The organism is Geodermatophilus obscurus DSM 43160, from assembly GCF_000025345.1.
GTDB classification, from domain to species: Bacteria; Actinomycetota; Actinomycetes; order Mycobacteriales; family Geodermatophilaceae; genus Geodermatophilus; species Geodermatophilus obscurus.
Genome location: NC_013757.1, coordinates 2,839,690 through 2,855,429 on the forward strand (window position 1 = coordinate 2,839,690; position 15,740 = coordinate 2,855,429).

Below are 15,740 nucleotides of genomic sequence, written 5' to 3' on the forward strand. Positions count from 1 at the left end.
CCGGCGCGGCGTCAGTTGCCGTCGTCGGTGTCGGGTTGAGCGTATTGAGGCCGGTCCAGCTGCCGCAACGCGTCCACCAGGACGGTCGGGGACTGCTCGATGTCGACGCTGCCGCCCTGCCGGCCGACCCGGTCGACGACGCCGCCGGGGATGTTCATCGCCGTCTCCAGGTCCTGCGGTGAGCCGATGACCCGGATCTCGTAGGGGCTCTGCACCGCGGTGCCGTCGATCCGCAGCTGCCCCGGCTCGCCGGTGACCGCCGTCGAGACCCCGACGCGGACGCCGTCGATCTGCATCGTCTCCGCTCCCGCGCCGCGCAGCTCCTGGACGGCGTCGAGCAGGTCGGCGACCCGCACCCGCCCCTCCGGGTCGCGGACGGTCATGAGCAGGCCGGGGCCCTGGGCGGCGACGGTGCCGTTGAGGATGCCCAGGGCCTCGGCCCGCTCCCGGGCCTCCTGCAGCGCGGCCTCGGACTGGCTGTCGGAGCTGTTCAGCTCCCGCAGTGCGGCGCGCTGGTCGGCGAGCTGCTCGCGCAGCCGGTCCTCCCGGGCGTCGAGCTCGTCGAGGATGCGGACCAGGTCCTCCTCGCGGAGGGTCGAGTAGTCCTCCCCCGTCCCCGTGGTGCGCACCTGGACGGCGAAGGCGAAGCCGAGCAACAGGGTGAGGACGCCGATGAGCGCCGCGGCGAGCGGGTCGCGCCGGCGCCGCCGCGGCGCAGGCGCCTCGGGGGGCGGCTGCTCCGCCGCGGGCGGGTCGGCGTCCGCGACGGGACCGGGGGCGTCCGGGTCAGGAGCATCGAGGTCGGGCGCGTCGAGGTCGGGCGCGTCGAGGTCGGGCGCGTCGAGGTCGGGCGCGTCGAGGTCGGGGGCGTCGTCGCCGGGGTGGACGTCGTCCTCCGGCCGCTCACCGGGCCCGGGCGCCGGGCGCCGGGGCCCATTCATGCCCGGAACACGTGCCGGCGGATGGCCGCGGCGTTGCCGAAGATGCGGATGCCCAGGACGACGACCACGGCCGTGGACAGCTGCGCGCCCACGCCCAGCTGGTCGCCGAGGAACACCACCAGCGCGGCCACCACCACGTTGGACACGAACGAGATGACAAACACCTTGGCGTCGAAGATCCCGTCGAGCCGGGCGCGGAAGCCGCCGAAGACGGCGTCGAGGGCGGCGACCACGGCGATCGGCAGGTAGGGCTGCAGCCACAGCGGCACGGTGGGGTCGAACAGCAGCCCGAGCAGGATGCCGGCGGCCAGGCCGAGGATCGGGATCACGGTCAGCCTCCCGGCGCGGGCTCGGGAGCCGGTGGAGGTGGCACCGCGGACACCGGGACGGCGGAACGGAGCTTGGGGGGGCTCCCGGCGGGAAGGGACAGCTCGTCCTCCTGGGCGAACTCGAAGCGCAGTCCGTAGGTGTCGGAGATGACGGCGAGGGCGTTGACCTCGGGGCTGGCCAGGAACCGGCCGCGCAGCGTCCCCGGGTCGCCGACCGCGCTGACCAGATAGGGGTTGGTGACCGGCCGGAAGTCGACGAGGACCGCCTCGCCGGCGAAGCGGATCGCCGTCGTCGGGCCCAGCCGCTGGCCGTTGATGCTCACCGCCTCGGCGCCGGACGCCCACAGCGCGTTGACCACCAGCTGCAGGTCGCCGTCGCGGACCTGGCCGCGGGGGTCGACCTCCGCCGACCCGCCGACCGGGTCGGCGTCGGCGTCGGGTCCGGCGTCGGCGAGGGTGACCAGCAGACCGGGGCCGCTGACCGGGACCACCGCGGCGGCGAGCTCGGCGCCGGCCAGCCGGTCGAGGGCCCGCTGCCCGACGGCGGTGGCCGCCAGCGCGTCGTCCCGGGCGGCGGTGACCTGCCCGCGCAACGCCTCCAGGTCGGCGGCGAGCCGGTCGGTGGTCGCCGACTCACCCTCGATCTCCGCGACCAGCGCCATGCGCACCTCCTCGCGGCCCTGGGCGCCGGCTGCGGCCTGGTCGTAGGTGACCGCGGCCAGCACACCGGCGACGGCCATCACCGCGGCGACGGCGACCTGCCCCCGGCGCCGCCGGGGCCGCGGGGCCTCCTCCCCCGCGGCGCGCGCCTCGCGGGCCCGCGCGGCCTGCGCGTAGGCCGGGTCGAGGGTCTCGGCGAGCACCTGGTCGAGCAGCGAGGCGCCCAGCGAGCGCGGCCCGCCGCCGCGCTGCAGGGTGGTCACGGCGGGCTCCCGGCCGCCCGCTCGGCGCGGACCAGCCCGACGACCTGGACGACGTACAGGACGCCGGCGAGGAGGTAGAGGGCGCTGCCCCAGACGGTCAGCGCCCACGCGACCGGTGCCACGACGGCCGCGACCGGCCCGTCGCCGTCGGCGAGGAGCAGCAGCGGGAAGGCGTAGAGCAGGATGAAGGTCGCCGCCTTGCCCAGGTAGTGCACCTGCAGCGGCGGGTAGCCGTGGACGCGCAGCACCAGCAGCGCCAGGGCCAGCACCAGCTCGCGCCCCACCAGGGCGGCGACCAGCCACAGCGGGACGACGTCGCGCAGCACGAAGGCGACCAGCGTGGCGACGATGTACAGGCGGTCGGCGGCCGGGTCGAGGAGGGCCCCCAGCCGGCTGGACTGCCCGAGGCTGCGCGCCAGCTTGCCGTCGGCCCAGTCGGTGGCCCCGGCGACCATGAGCACGACCACGGCCCAGCCGTCGGCCTGGGGCCCCAGCAGCAGCCAGAGGAACAGCGGGACCCCGAGCAGCCGCAGCACCGAGAGCGCGTTCGGCAGCGTCCACACCCGGTCGGGCAGCAGGTTGCGGTCGGCCACGGTGCCGTAGCCCCGCACCCCGTCGGCCCCCGGCCGGGCCGAGGCGTCGGCCGACGGCCCGTTGGACGACGTCACGACACCTCCGCACCCCTGGTCACCGGCCCCCGAGGCTAGTGTCCCGCGCCGACACACCGGGGCGGCGCACCGCGAGCCGGCCCCCTACCCGCTGGACGGCGTCCCGGAGCGTGCGCACGGTGGGGAGGACCGTCGGCCCCCCGCACGGACCCGGAGGACGGGGTCCTCCTTCAGGCGGGGACGGCGGTCAGCGACGCGGGCGCCGGCTCGTGGCCCAGCGGCCGGCGGGAGAAGCTGCCGGTGCCGTGGGAGACCGAGCGCAGCGCCCCGGCGTAGCCGAGCAGCTCGACCTCGGGGACCTCGGCGCGCACCGTCGTCCGGTCGCGCTCGGGGTCGGCGTCGCTGCCGGTGACCCGTGCCCGCCGGCCGGACAGGTCGCTCATCACCGCACCGACGTACTCCCCCGGCACCACCACCTGCACCTCGCACCACGGCTCCAGCACCCGGGTGCCGGCGGCCGCGGCCGCCTCGCGCAGCGCCAGCGCGCCGGCGGCCTGGAAGGCGGCGTCGGAGGAGTCCACCGAGTGCGCCTTGCCGTCGACGAGGGTCACGTGCACGTCGACGATCGGCCGGTCGCCGGAGATCCCGCGCTCGGCCTGGGCCCGGATGCCCTTCTCCACGCTGCCGTGGAACTGGCTGGGCACGGTGCCGCCGACGATGCGCTGCTCGAAGACGATGCCCGAGCCGGGCGGCCCGGGCTCGGCCTCGACGACGACGACGGCGTACTGGCCGTGCCCGCCGGACTGCTTGACGTGCCGGCCGGTGACCCGCACCGGCCCGGCGAGGGTCTCCACCATGGGCACCCGCACCGGCACCGTGGCGACCGCGACGCCGTGCCGCGTGCGCAGCCGTTCCAGCAGCACCTCGGCGTGCGCGTCGCCGACGCACCACAGCAGCAGCTGCCCGGTGTCGGCACGCCGTTCCAGGCGGACGGTCGGGTCCTCGGCGACCAGCCGGGACAGCGCCGTGGCCAGCCGGTCCTCGTCGGCACGGGACGCCGCCTCGACGGCGACCGGCAGCTGCGGGGTGGGCAGGTCCCAGGGCGGCACCAGCCGCGGGTCGTCGGGCGAGGAGAGGGTGTCGCCGGTCTCGGCGCTGGTGAGGCGCGCGACCGCGCAGATGTCCCCGGCCGGGCAGGCGGCGACCGGGCGCAGCGTCGCCCCCAGCGGGCAGGAGATCGCGCCGATCCGCTCGTCGGCGTCGTGGTCGGGGTGACCGCGGTCGGCCAGGCCGTGCCCGGAGACGTGCACCGGGGTGTCCGGGCGCAGCGTGCCGGAGAAGACCCGCACCAGCGAGACGCGGCCGAGGTAGGGGTCGGTCGTCGTCTTGATGACCTCGGCGACCAGCGGGCCGTCGGGGTCGCAGGACAGCGGGGACGCCGGGGAGCCGTCGGGGCGGGTGACCGGCGGGCAGCCGTGCTCCATCGGGCAGGGGAACGCCGAGACGAGCAGGTCGAGCAGCTCGGCGACACCGACACCGGTCAGCGGGGACACGCACAGGATCGGGTGGAAGTGGCCGCGGGCCACCGCGGTCTCCAGGTCCGCGACCAGGTCGGCGACGGAGAGCTCCTCGCCGTCGAGGTAGCGGTCCATGAGGGTCTCGTCCTCGCTCTCGCCGATGATCCCCTCGATCAGCTCGGCGCGGAGCCGCTCGGCGTCCTGCTCGCCCGCTCCCCCCAGCTCGGCGTCCGGGTGCGGCTCCAGCAAGGAGACCAGCCCGGTGACCGCGCCGTCCGGCCCGCGCTGCAGCAGGTGCAGCGGCAGGACGCCGTCCCCGAGCATCGTGCGGCAGGAGCGGACGGCGTCGTCGACGTCGGCGCGCGGGCGGTCCAGCTGGGTGACCACGACGGCGCGCGGCATGCCGACGGCCGCGCACTCCTCCCACAGCTGCACGGTGGTGGCATCGACGCCGCCGACGGCGGAGACGACGAACAGCGCGGCGTCGGCCGCGCGCAGCCCGGCCCGCAGCTCGCCGACGAAGTCCGGGGAACCGGGGGTGTCCAGCAGGGTGATGCGGTGCCCGGCGTGCTCGACGGTGGCCACGCCGAGCGACACCGAGCGCTGCTGGCGGACCTCCACCTCCTCGCTGTCCAGGCAGGTGGTGCCGTCCTCGACCCGGCCGGCCCGGGGGAGCGCGCCGGTGGCGACCAGCAGCGCCTCGGCGAGGGTGGTCTTGCCCGCGGCCGCGTGGCCCACCAGGGCCACGTTGCGGACCTTCTCGGCCGGCCGCGGGCCCGGTGCGGCGACGGTCTCCTTGCCCACGCCGCTCAGCCGTTCGCCGGCTCGGGGACGACGGCGCAGGTGCCTGCGGCCGGGTGGAAGACGCCGGTGTGCCCGTCGGGGTCCCACCGGACGACGTACGGCGGCCCCCCGCCCTCTCCCCTGACCTCGAGCACCCGGCCGGTGCGCTCGGCTTCTCCCTGGTGGGTGGACCGGACGACGATCCGGTCCCCGACGCGTGCTTGCACGACGACCTCCTGGCGGCTGCCCCGTCTGTGTGCTGTGGGTCACAGCCTGCCTCCGGGGCCCGGACCGATCAAGGGACCCGGGCCCGTCGCCTCCCCGTCCTGCCGGAGCCCATGCTGGTGCCATGACGAGCCCCCAGCACGCGGCCGGCCGGGACCAGGAGGACGAGCTCGCGCACGCCGTCCCCCGGGAGGCCGCCGACGGGCCGCCGCCGTGGGTGGCCGTCTGCGGGACGCCGGTCGCCGTCGTCCAGGGCAGCTGGTCGGGACGGCGCGGGCTGGGGTCGGCGTCGCCCTGCCCGGAGTGCGCCCGCCGCGCGCCGGCCTGACCCCTTCCCCCTCGTTGTTGTTGCCCGTCGTCCGGCGATGTCGACGATCAGTTGGGGATAACGGTATTACGGGCGCAGGCCGAGGCCGCACGGTCCGTGGGACGGGTCAGCGGGCGGGTGCCTCGAGGGCACGCGACGCCGGGACCGGCCGCGGCACGGGCGCCCTGGCGGTGGCCGTTCGTGCCGGCGCGGCGAGGTCCACCACCCGCCAGCGCCGGTCGAGGTCCGCCGTCTGGTGGGTGACGAGCACGACCGTGCGGTCCTCCGCGGCCAGCAGGTCGAGCAGCCGGGCCGTGGTGGCGGCGTCGAGGTGCGCGGTCGGCTCGTCGAGCAGCAGGACCGGGGCCGGGCTCAGCAGGGCGCGCGCCACGCCGACCCGGGCCCGCTCCCCCGCCGAGAGCCGCTCGCCGGACTCCCCGACCCAGCCGTCCAGGCCCACGGTCCCCAGCAGGCCGGTCAGGCCGACGTCGGCCAGCACGGCGCGCAGCTCCGCCTCGCTCGCGTCGTCGCGGGCGAGGCGGAGATTGCCGGCGAGCGTGCCGCCGAGGAGCTGCGGGGTCTGCGGCGCCCAGGCCGAGCGCGCGCGGACGTCGGCGAGCGCGAGCTCGCGCAGATCGACGTCCCCGAGCGTGACCCGGCCGCGGTCCGGGTCCAGGGCGCGCATCAGCAGCGCGAGGACGCTGCTCTTGCCGACGCCGCTGGGGCCGGTGAGGGCGACCTTCTCCCCCTCCGCCACCGCGAGGTCGAGCTCCGCCGGCGCGGGCCGGCCCCCGGGGTGGGTCAGCGTGACCGACTCCAGCCGCAGGGCCGAGCCGGTCGGCGGGGGCAGCGGCGCCGCGGGGTCGGTCACCGCCGGCCGCTGCTCCCCCAGGGCCCGGACCCGGCCGGCCGCCGCCCGGATGCCGCCGGCGGCGCTCCAGGCGGCGCCGAGGCCGCCCACCGCCTCGAAGGAGCCGAGCACCCCGAGGGCGCTCGCAGCCAGCAGCACGGGGTTCGTCGCGCCGGTGGCGACGTCGTTGCCGACCAGCCACAGGGCCGCTCCCACACCGACCGCCGGCACCGCCTCGCGCAGCACGGTCGTGACGGCGAGCAGCCGCGCGGACGCCAGCTCGGCGGCCTCCTGCCGCCGCAGGGAGTCCTCCAGGACGGTCCGCGCCCGGGCACCGCCGTCCCCGCCGGCGGAGTCGGCCAGCCCGCGCAGCAGGTCCAGCGCGTCGCTGCCGAAGGCGGCGTCGGCCTCCCCCGCGGCCACCGCGGCGCGCCGTCCCGCCACCAGCCCGGCCGCCGGCACGAGGACCCCGAGCACCAGCAGGGCGCCCGCCAGGACGGCGGCCAGCGGCGGGGACACCAGCGCGGTCAGGGCCACCGCCGCGCCGCCGGCGAGCACGGCGACGGCGGTGGGCGCGACGAGGCGGAGGAACACGCCCTGCAGCTCGTCGACGTCGGCGCGGACCCGGGCCAGCAGGTCCCCGCCCCGGGCGCCGGTGAGCGCGGCGGGGGCGAGCGGGACCAGCCGGACCAGCAGGTCGGCCCGCACTCGCGCGACCAGGCGCAGGGTGAGGTCGTGGGAGACCAGCCGCTCGGCGTAGCGCAGCGCGGCGCGGGAGATGCCGAACAACCGGACGCCGGTGATGAGCGGCATGAGCACCAGCAGCGTCGCGGGGCGCTGGGCCGCGCCGCTGATCAGCGCGCCGGAGGTCGCCAGCAGGGCCGCGCCGGTGAGCACCGTGAGCGCGCCGAGCGCGACGGCCAGCGCCGTCCGCGCCGGCGGCAGCCGCCGCAGGACCTCCCTCACCGCACGGCCGCCGGGCCGGGCACCGGGTCCGGTGCCATGCGGCCGTCCTCGAGCGGGACCACCCGGTCGTGCAGGGCCAGCGGAGCCGCGCGGTGGGTGACGGTGAGGACGGTCCGCCCGCGCGCCAGGGCGTCGAGCGCGGCGAGCACCTCGGCCTCGCTGTCCGGGTCGAGCTGGGCGGTCGGCTCGTCCAGCAGCAGGACGGCGGCGTCCTTGACGAAGGCGCGGGCCAGCGCGATGCGCAGCCGCTCCCCGCCGGAGAGGCGGGCACCGTCCTCCCCCAGCGGCGTGTCCAGACCCTGCGGCAGCCGCCGGACGACGTCGAGGAGGTGGGCTCGCGCCAGCGCGGTCTCCACCTCGTCGACGGTGGCGCCGGGCCGGCCCAGCCGCACGTTCTCCAGGACCGAGCCGGGCAGCAGCCAGGGCCGCTCCGGCACGTGGGCGATCCGCGCCCGCCAGGCGTCCGGGTCCAGGGCCGCGAGCGGGACGCCGTCGACGAGCACGGTGCCCTCGTCGGGGCCGGCGAAGCCGAGGAGCAGCCGCAGCACGCTGGACTTGCCCGCGCCGCTGGGCCCGACGAGGGCGGTCCGCGAGCCGGGCGGCAGGTCGAGGTCGACGCCGGTGAGCACCTCGTTGCCCTCGTGCCGCAGGGTCACCCCGCTGAGCCGGACGTGCGGGACGCCGGGGCGCACGACCGCGGTGCCGCGGTCCGGTTCGGGCAGGTCGAGCAGGGCGAGGACCCGCTCGGCGGCGGGTCGGCCCTCGAGGGCGGCGTGCCGGTCGGCCCCCAGCGCGCGCAGCGGGGCGAAGAACTCGGGGGTCAGCAGGAGCACGAGCAGGGCGAGTTGCAGCTCGAGGCCGCCGGAGAAGAGGCGCACGCCCACGGTGACGGCGACCAGGGCCGTGCACAGCACCGCGCCGAACTCCAGGACGAAGCCGGACAGGAAGGCCGTCCGCAGCACCCGCATGGTGGCCGCGCGGTGCGCCTCCCCGACGTCGGCGAGCCAGCGCCGGCTCCGTCCGGCCCGGCCGTAGGCGACGAGGGTCGGCAGCACCCGCACGGTGTCGACGAGCACGGCGCCGAGCTGCCCCAGCGTCGTCCACTGCTCGCGGGCCGAGCGCGCCGCCAGGGAGCCGACCAGCCAGAGGAAGAACACCAGCAGCGGCCCGGTGGCCAGCAGCAGCGCGCCGCTCGGCGGGTCCAGCACCAGCACGGTGCCGGCCAGCAGCGGCGGGAGCACCGCGGCCCACACCGCGCCGGGCAGCAGGCGCGCCACGAGGCCGTCGAGCTTGCCGACCCCCTCCGTGGCCGTCGTGACCAGCTCCCCGGCCCGCTCCCCCGCCATCAGCGCGGGGCCCAGCCGCAGGATCTTGCCCACCAGCTCGCTGCGGACCTCGTGCCGGGTCCGCGCCGACGTGCGTGCCGCCAGCAGCTCCCGCAGGGCCAGCAGGCCGGCCCGCGCCAGCCACGCGGCCAGGGCTCCGGCGAGGGCGCCGAGCAGGTCGCCGGGGGTGGACCGCCCGGCGAACACCGCGCTGACCACGGCGGCGACCAGCGCCCACTGCACCACGAGCAGGACGGCGGTGAGCGCGGCCAGGGCGGCGCAGGCCAGAGCCAGCCGGCGGGGTCCGGGCCGGGCCAGCACCCGTGCCACGGGGCCGTGCGCCGCCGGACGAGAGCCCATCAGTACCCCTGGTCGAGGGCACCCTCGTCGGGCCGCACCCGCTCCCGGAAGACGTAGTAGTTCCAGATCTGGTAGCCGATGATCAGCGGCAGGAAGATCGCGCCCACCCAGGTCATCAGCACCAGGGTGTAGTGCTGGCTGGCCGACTCCTGCAGCGTCAGGCTGAACGCCGGGTCCAGCGTGGAGGGCAGCACCACGCCGCGGGTGAACAGGGCGATGAACACCGTCACCGTGGCGAAGAGGATGGTCAGCCCGCTCATCGTGAACGCGAGGGTGTCGCGGCGCAGCGTGAGCGCCAACCAGATGCTGGCCAGGGTCAGGAACGCCGCCACCGGGAAGAGCCAGGGCAGCACGCCGAAGTCCTCGAACAGGCCCTCGGTGACGTAGCCCATGACGACGAAGGCCAGGATGGCCACGGTCGCCAGCGCCCCCCACCCGAGCGCCGCCCTGCGGGCCCGGGCGTGCAACGGGGTGTCCTGGTGCAACCGCAGGAGCAGGAAGTTCGCGCCGTGCAGCACGAACAGCAGCAGCGTGGCGCACCCGCCGACCAGCGCGAACGGCGTGAACAGCTCGGTGACCGGGCTGACCACCCGGGAGTCCTCGTTGACCGCGAGCCCCTCGATGATCTTGGCCATCACGACGCCCCAGAGGAACGAGGGGACGACGCTGCCGAGGAAGGACATCCAGTCCCAGAAGTCCCGCCACCGCTGCTTGTCGACCTGGTTGCGGTACTCGAAGGACACCCCGCGCAGCAGCAGGGCCAGCAGGATCGCCACGAAGATGGGGTAGAGGCCGCTGAATAACGCGCCGTACCAGATCGGGAAGGTCGAGAACATCAGGCCGGCCGCGGCGATTATCCACACCTCGTTGCCGTCCCAGAACGGGCCGATGGTGCCGGTCAGCGCCCGCTCCTCGGCCTCGTTCCGGGCCAGCGTGGGCCGCAGGATGTCCACGCCGAAGTCGAAGCCCTCGAGGAAGAAGTAGAGGGTGAACGTCAGCGCGATGAGCCAGAACCACAGCGTGACGAGGTCCACCGTCAGTCCTTCCGCTCGTAGCCCTGGAAGCCGGTGCCCTCGTAGCTGGGCGCGGGCGCGGCGACCAGCTGCGCGTCGGGCGTGCGGTGGATGCCGGCCCGTGCGGTCACGGTGAGCAGGTAGACGTCCAGCCCGATCAGGGCGAGGTACACCACCCACAGCCCGACCAGGCCGGCGAGCACCTCGCCGAGGGAGTTGGCGCTGACCCCCTCCTCGACGGTGAGCAGGCCGTAGACCATGAAGGGCTGCCGGCCCATCTCGGTGACCATCCACCCGGTGAAGTTCGCGATCCACGGCAGCGGGATGAACAGCACCAGGGCCCGGAGGAACCAGCGCGTCCCGTCGAGCCCCTGTCGCCGTCGCCACCAGAGGAACAGGCCGAGGAAGGCCGTGGCCAGCAGCAGCGAGCCGATGGCGACCATGATCCGGAAGGACCAGTACACCCAGGCCACGGGCGGGACGTAGTCCCCCTCCCCGTATGCCTCGTCGTACTGCTCCTCCAGCTGGTTGATCCCCTCGTAGCGGCCCTCGAGGCTGTTGTAGGCGAGGATCGACCCGACGTAGGGGATCTCGAGGCTGACCGTGTTCTCCCGGGCCTCCTGGTCGATGAGCGCGACCAACGACCACGGGGCAGGCGACTCCGAGGTCTCCCACTGCGCCTCCATCGCCGCGAACTTCATCGGCTGGTCCTCGCGGGCGACCTGCGCCTCGGTGTGGCCGCTGACCACCGAGAAGACGGTGCCCACCGCGGCGAAGACCAGCCCGATGCGCAACGACCGCGAGTACACGTCCGTGTCCTGACGCCGGAGCAGGTGGAAGGCGCTGATGCCGAGGACGAAGAAGCCGGCGACCACCCAGGCGCTGCCCTGCACGTGGGCGAAGTAGAGCCAGGCCTTGTAGTTGAAGACGACGGCGCCGAAGTCGGTGAGCCGGGCCTGGCCGTCGACGACCTCGTAGCCGACCGGGTGGTGCATCCAGGCGTTGGCCAGCACGATCCAGAAGGCGCTGATCTGGGTGCCGATGGCGACCAGCCAGATGGCCCCCAGACGCATCCAGGGCTTGAGCCGGTCCTTGCCGAACCACCACAGCCCGATGAAGGTGCTCTCGAGGAAGAACGCCATCAGCACCTCGAGCGCGAGCGGGACGCCGAAGATGTTGCCGACGAAGTAGGAGTACTCGCTCCAGTTCATCCCGAACTGGAACTCCTGCACGATGCCGGTCACCACGCCGACGGCGAAGTTGATGAGGAAGAGGTGACCGAAGAAGTTGGTCATCTTCCCGTAGAGCTCGCGGCGGTCGCTGCGGACGAAGGCGAAGGTCTCCATCACCGCGATGAGGAAGGCCAGCCCGACGGTGAGCGAGACGAAGAAGAAGTGGAAGATGCTCGTCGAGGCGAACTGGAACCGGGAGAGCTCCACCACGTCCATGCGCACCTGCCCCAGGAACGGACACCGGTGACCGAGGGAGTGGCGCGTGGCTGGCGCGGGAGGTCGCGGCTCCGGGCGGGCACCAGCCTCGCACGCAGGTCGTCCCGCTGCAGGTCGCCCGGCTCCATGAGCGCTGGGTGTTGTGGATAACGGTCCCACTACCGCGTCGGGAAGCGACCGGCCGATCGGATCCGGGTCGGGCGGAGCCGACGACGAGGGGAACCGGGTGCCCGGCTGGGTGAGCGACGCGGTGAGCGCGCCTTCCGCGGGGTCGATGGGACCGGCCGGGCGAGGACGACGCCGTCCGGCCGCCCGGCCGGGACGACCCCGCGCAGCCCTAGCGGCTCGGGGAGCCGACGCTCCTCCTGCACCCGGAGCTCATCGGGTCTTCGCCGCCGGACCGCCGGCTGTCCACCGCCGATCGCCGGGCCGGGGACGGCGGGGTTGCTCCGGGCGCACGAGTCGGTGTCCACTGACGGCGGCTCGCTGCCGCGTCCTCAACGGGGTCTGTCCGGCGAGCTCCCCCGTGTGCCGAGGAGTCCCGACGTGGCGCGTCGACCGAGGAAGGGACTCCAGTCGGAGCTCCTCCACCTGCTGCAGCCGCTGGTGCGCCGGCGGGCCGAGCTGCTCAGCGAGCGGATCGCCCCCACGCTGGCCGACATCGGCGACGACATGGCCGGCCGGCCGGCGGACGAGGTCCTCGCTGCGCTCGACGCCGCCATCCGGAACGCCGGCGGGACCCCCGACACGGCGGCGCTGCGGGAGTTCGCCGCACGGATCGAGGCCGGCGAGAACCCCTTCAGCTGAGCATGACGGCCCCGTCCAGGGCCCCACCCTGAGCCTGCGAAGGGTGGGGAGGACGGGGTCCTTCCTCAGGCGCGGAAGAGGTCGCGGCGAGCCTGGCGGACGAGGACGTCGGCGGCCTCGCTGTCGGCAACCCCGTGGCCGGCGATCAGGGCGGCGAGGTCGTCCCGGGCGCTGGCGGTGGCGTAGTCGGCGAGCTCGCGCTCGAGGGCGCGGCGGGCGTGGCGCTCGGCCCGGCGACGGCGCAGCGAGTCCACCCACCCCAGGTCGGGCGTGGTGGCGGCGATGGCGAAGGCGGTGCCCTGCATGACGATCTCCTCGGGTGTCGGTCGGTGTCCCGACATCCATGGTCGTCCTGACGCCTTGGCATATCTCGCCCGGACACTGTGAGTGTCCCCACCGCGAGTGAGCAGATGTGGCCGACGCCACCGGCTGTCGGCGCTGCGCGGTGAGGCAGGTCATGCCGAAGCCCCGACGCGCGGCCCGGGTGGGTCAGCGACCGACGAGCGTCGTCTCGAAGTCGTAGCGGGACGCGCGGTAGACGTGCCGGCCCAGCTCCACGGCCACGCCCTGGTCGTCGAACGCGGTCCGCTGCATCGTCAGGAGGGCCGAGCGCGGCGGCTCCTCCAGCAGCCGGGCCTCGTCCGTGCGGGCCTGCCGCGCGCCGATCCGCTGGTGGGCGACCCGCAGGTGCACCCCCTGAGACCGCAGGTACTGGTACAGCCCGCGATCGGTGAGGTCCTGGACCGTCGGCTCGAACCGGCCCGGGAGGTGGTTGGTCAGCAGCGCCAGTGGCTCCCCGTGGGAGCGCCGCAGCCGGCGCACGACGACGATCTCGTCCCCCTCCGGCAGGTCGAGCTCCTCGGCGATGTCGGCCGGCGCCGGTACCCGCTCGAGCGACAGGACCTCGGTCGTGGGTGCCTCGCCGCCCCGCGCGAGGTCGTCGTAGAGGCTGGTGAGCTCGACCGACCGGCGCACGTGCGGCTGGATCACCTGGGTGCCGACCCCGCGCTTACGGACCAGCAGCCCCTTGTCGACCAGCTCCTGCACCGCCCGGCGCACCGTCGGCCGCGACAGCCCGTAGCGCTGGGCCAGCAGGATCTCGTTCTCCAGGCGGGATCCGGCCGGCAGGTCGCCACCGGCGATCGCCCCCTCGATCGCCTGGGCCAGCTGGAAGTACAGCGGCGTGGGGCTGGAGCGGTCGATGTCGAACGTCAGCACAGGACCTCCTCGGCTGCGGGCACCGCGCGGGCTCGACCGGGAACTCGGCCCCGCCGGTACATGATCGCACCTCAGGACGTCCTGTCGTCATCATCTCTCCGGGGCAACTGACCACCGGACGTCTTGTTGCCTTTATGTCCTAACAAAGTCTTGACACGTCCGTGTGGCCCGGAGCACAGTCCCAGGGGCAGGCGGACGTCGACGGGCGAGGGGACGGAGCACCGTGACAGACAGCTTCGAGGTGGTCGTGATGGGCCGCAGTGGGGTGGACGTCTACCCGCTGCAGGTCGGGGTCGGCCTGGAGGACGTCGAGACGTTCGGCAAGTTCCTCGGTGGCAGTGCGGCGAACGTGGCGGTCGCCGCGGCCCGGCTCGGCCACGCCACCGCCCTGGTGACCGGGGTCGGCGACGACCCGTTCGGCCGGTTCGTCCAGCGCGCGCTGGGCGACCTCGGTGTCGACGACCGGCTCGTGGTGGTCGATCCGGCCCATCCCACGCCGGTCACCTTCTGCGAGATCTTCCCGCCGGACGACTTCCCGCTGTACTTCTACCGCCGCCCGAAGGCCCCGGACCTGCAGCTGCGGCCGGAGGACCTGGACCTGGCCGCGATCCGGGACGCGGAGCTGTTCTGGGCGACGGTCACCGGCCTGTCCGAGGAGCCCAGCCGGTCGGCGCACCACGCGGCCTGGGAGGCCCGGGGACGGCGCCGGCACACCGTGCTCGACCTGGACTACCGGCCGACGTTTTGGACGTCGCACGAGGAGGCCACGGCGCAGGTGCGCGCGGTCCTCCCCCACGTGACCGTCGCCGTCGGCAACCGCGAGGAGTGCGAGGTCGCCGTCGGCGAGACCGAGCCGGACCGGGCGGCCGACGCCCTGCTCGACGCCGGGGTCGAGCTGGCGATCGTGAAGCAGGGCCCGCGCGGCGTCCTCGGCAAGACCCGCAGCGAGCGGGTCGTCGTCCCGCCCACACCGGTCGAGGTGGTCAACGGGCTCGGGGCCGGTGACGCGTTCGGTGGCTCGCTGGTCCACGGTCTGCTCACCGGGCTCCCCCTCGAGCAGATGCTGCGCAACGCCAACGCCGCCGGCGCCATCGTCGCCTCCCGGCTGGAGTGCTCCACCGCGATGCCCACCTCCGCCGAGATCGAGCAGCACGTCACCGCGTCCCTGGAGGGCACCCGTGTCTGACACCGTCCTGTCCCCCACCGAGGCCCCCGCACCCGACACCCACGGGTCCCGGCCGGTGTGCACCACCTACGCCGAGGTCACCGAGGTCCGCAGCCGGGACCCGCAGGCCATCCGCCGGGCGCTGGCCGCACGCCGCCGGCGGCCGGCCTTCCTCCCCGAGGACGGCCGGCTCATGCTCGTGGCCGCCGACCACCCGGCCCGCGGCGCGCTGTCGGCCCAGGGGCGTCCGGCGGCGATGAACAGCCGCACCGACATGCTCGACCGTTTGCGGACGGCGCTGGCCCGCCCCGGCGTGGACGGCCTCCTGGCCACCGCCGACATCGCCGAGGACCTGCTGCTGCTCGGCGCGCTCGAGGACAAGGTCGTGGTCGCCTCCATGAACCGCGGCGGCCTGGCCGGGGCCAGCTTCGAGCTCGACGACCGGATGACCGGCTACGACGTCGCTGGCGTGGTGGAGGCCCGCTTCGACGCGGCGAAGATGCTCAACCGGATCGACCTCGACGACCCCGGCACGGTGCAGATGCTGGAGACCTCCGGCCGGGCGGTCACCGAGCTGGCCCGGGCCGGCGTGGTGGCGATGCTGGAGCCGTTCCTGTCCCGGCGGGTCGACGGCCGGGTCACCAACGACCTCAGCCCCGACGCGGTCATCAAGTCGGTGCACATCACCCAGGGGCTCGGGGCCACCTCGGCCTACACCTGGATGAAGCTCCCGGTCGTCGCCGAGATGGAGCGGGTCATGGACGCCACCACCCTGCCCACGCTGCTCCTCGGCGGGGACCCCTCCCGCCGACCCGAGGAGACCTACGCCGCCTGGCGCGACGCCCTCGCGCTGCCGTCCGTGCGCGGCCTGGTCGTCGGCCGCACGCTGCTCTACCCGCTGGACGACGACGTCGCCTCCGCGGTCGACACTGCCGTCTCCCTCGTGCACTGAAGG

General features: G+C 75.0%; 16 protein-coding genes. 4 read left to right on the plus strand and 12 right to left on the minus strand.

Annotated features, from left to right (window positions below):
* Positions 1-11 precede the first annotated feature (11 nt).
* The 6 genes from GOBS_RS13330 to GOBS_RS13355 form a co-directional block, all read right to left on the minus strand.
* The gene (locus tag GOBS_RS13330; RefSeq protein WP_012948794.1) at positions 12-941 is read right to left on the minus strand and encodes a DUF881 domain-containing protein; all 930 of its coding nucleotides are present in this window, start codon (positions 939-941) and stop codon (positions 12-14) included.
* Positions 938-1,270, minus strand: a complete 333-nt coding sequence (locus GOBS_RS13335) for a small basic family protein (RefSeq protein ID WP_012948795.1) — start codon at positions 1,268-1,270, stop codon at positions 938-940. The genes GOBS_RS13330 and GOBS_RS13335 overlap by 4 nt, the downstream gene beginning before the upstream one ends.
* A 2-nt stretch (positions 1,271-1,272) precedes the next feature.
* Positions 1,273-2,193, minus strand: a complete 921-nt coding sequence (locus tag GOBS_RS13340; protein WP_012948796.1) for a DUF881 domain-containing protein — start codon at positions 2,191-2,193, stop codon at positions 1,273-1,275.
* A complete protein-coding gene (gene clsA, locus GOBS_RS13345; RefSeq protein ID WP_012948797.1) occupies positions 2,190-2,861 on the minus strand; it encodes a cardiolipin synthase ClsA in 672 nt (223 codons plus the stop codon). The genes GOBS_RS13340 and clsA overlap by 4 nt, the downstream gene beginning before the upstream one ends.
* A 170-nt stretch (positions 2,862-3,031) precedes the next feature.
* Entirely contained in the window at positions 3,032-5,122 is a 2,091-nt protein-coding gene (locus GOBS_RS13350) for an elongation factor G-like protein EF-G2 (RefSeq protein ID WP_012948798.1), read from the minus strand.
* 5 nt (positions 5,123-5,127) lie between these two features.
* Complete coding sequence (locus tag GOBS_RS13355; protein WP_012948799.1) at positions 5,128-5,328, minus strand: DUF1918 domain-containing protein; 201 nt, start codon at positions 5,326-5,328, stop codon at positions 5,128-5,130.
* Between the two features lie 122 nt (positions 5,329-5,450).
* On the opposite strand from GOBS_RS13355, the gene GOBS_RS13360 reads away from it, so the two are divergent.
* Positions 5,451-5,654, plus strand: coding sequence for a hypothetical protein (locus GOBS_RS13360; RefSeq protein ID WP_012948800.1), 204 nt, complete (start codon positions 5,451-5,453; stop codon positions 5,652-5,654).
* 106 nt (positions 5,655-5,760) lie between these two features.
* Here the strand turns inward: GOBS_RS13360 and cydC are convergent, their stop codons facing one another.
* The 4 genes from cydC to GOBS_RS13380 are packed head-to-tail and all read right to left on the minus strand — an operon-like array spanning position 5,761 to position 11,595.
* On the minus strand, positions 5,761-7,449 hold the full coding sequence (cydC, locus tag GOBS_RS13365; RefSeq protein ID WP_012948801.1) for a thiol reductant ABC exporter subunit CydC: 1,689 nt from the start codon (positions 7,447-7,449) through the stop codon (positions 5,761-5,763).
* Entirely contained in the window at positions 7,446-9,134 is a 1,689-nt protein-coding gene (gene cydD / locus GOBS_RS13370; RefSeq protein WP_012948802.1) for a thiol reductant ABC exporter subunit CydD, read from the minus strand. Before cydD ends, cydC begins: the two co-directional genes overlap by 4 nt.
* On the minus strand, positions 9,134-10,168 hold the full coding sequence (cydB, locus tag GOBS_RS13375) for a cytochrome d ubiquinol oxidase subunit II (protein WP_012948803.1): 1,035 nt from the start codon (positions 10,166-10,168) through the stop codon (positions 9,134-9,136). Before cydB ends, cydD begins: the two co-directional genes overlap by 1 nt.
* A gap of 2 nt (positions 10,169-10,170) precedes the next feature.
* Entirely contained in the window at positions 10,171-11,595 is a 1,425-nt protein-coding gene (locus GOBS_RS13380; RefSeq protein ID WP_012948804.1) for a cytochrome ubiquinol oxidase subunit I, read from the minus strand.
* Between the two features lie 546 nt (positions 11,596-12,141).
* On the opposite strand from GOBS_RS13380, the gene GOBS_RS13385 reads away from it, so the two are divergent.
* On the plus strand, positions 12,142-12,402 hold the full coding sequence (locus GOBS_RS13385) for a hypothetical protein (RefSeq protein WP_012948805.1): 261 nt from the start codon (positions 12,142-12,144) through the stop codon (positions 12,400-12,402).
* Positions 12,403-12,467: 65 nt separating this feature from the next.
* On the opposite strand, the gene GOBS_RS13390 is transcribed toward GOBS_RS13385, so the two are convergent.
* Both GOBS_RS13390 and GOBS_RS13395 read right to left on the minus strand, forming a co-directional pair.
* Positions 12,468-12,707, minus strand: a complete 240-nt coding sequence (locus tag GOBS_RS13390) for a hypothetical protein (protein ID WP_166487389.1) — start codon at positions 12,705-12,707, stop codon at positions 12,468-12,470.
* Between the two features lie 184 nt (positions 12,708-12,891).
* The gene (locus GOBS_RS13395; protein ID WP_012948806.1) at positions 12,892-13,620 is read right to left on the minus strand and encodes a GntR family transcriptional regulator; all 729 of its coding nucleotides are present in this window, start codon (positions 13,618-13,620) and stop codon (positions 12,892-12,894) included.
* A 223-nt stretch (positions 13,621-13,843) separates the two neighbouring features.
* On the opposite strand from GOBS_RS13395, the gene iolC reads away from it, so the two are divergent.
* Positions 13,844-14,806: a 5-dehydro-2-deoxygluconokinase gene (gene iolC, locus GOBS_RS13400; RefSeq protein WP_012948807.1), complete on the plus strand. Its 963-nt coding sequence runs from the start codon at positions 13,844-13,846 to the stop codon at positions 14,804-14,806.
* Positions 14,799-15,737: a class I fructose-bisphosphate aldolase gene (locus GOBS_RS13405; protein ID WP_012948808.1), complete on the plus strand. Its 939-nt coding sequence runs from the start codon at positions 14,799-14,801 to the stop codon at positions 15,735-15,737. Before iolC ends, GOBS_RS13405 begins: the two co-directional genes overlap by 8 nt.
* Positions 15,738-15,740 lie beyond the last annotated feature (3 nt).

Bases quoted from the DNA above. Each gene is read 5' to 3' on its own strand.
- GOBS_RS13330 (WP_012948794.1), bottom strand. From the start codon at position 941: ATGAATGGGCCCCGGCGCCCGGCGCCCGGGCCCGGTGAGCGGCCGGAG.
- GOBS_RS13380 (WP_012948804.1), bottom strand. From the start codon at position 11,595: ATGGACGTGGTGGAGCTCTCCCGGTTCCAGTTCGCCTCGACGAGCATC.
- GOBS_RS13390 (WP_166487389.1), bottom strand. From the start codon at position 12,707: ATGCAGGGCACCGCCTTCGCCATCGCCGCCACCACGCCCGACCTGGGG.
- GOBS_RS13360 (WP_012948800.1), top strand. From the start codon at position 5,451: ATGACGAGCCCCCAGCACGCGGCCGGCCGGGACCAGGAGGACGAGCTC.
- cydD (WP_012948802.1), bottom strand. From the start codon at position 9,134: ATGGGCTCTCGTCCGGCGGCGCACGGCCCCGTGGCACGGGTGCTGGCC.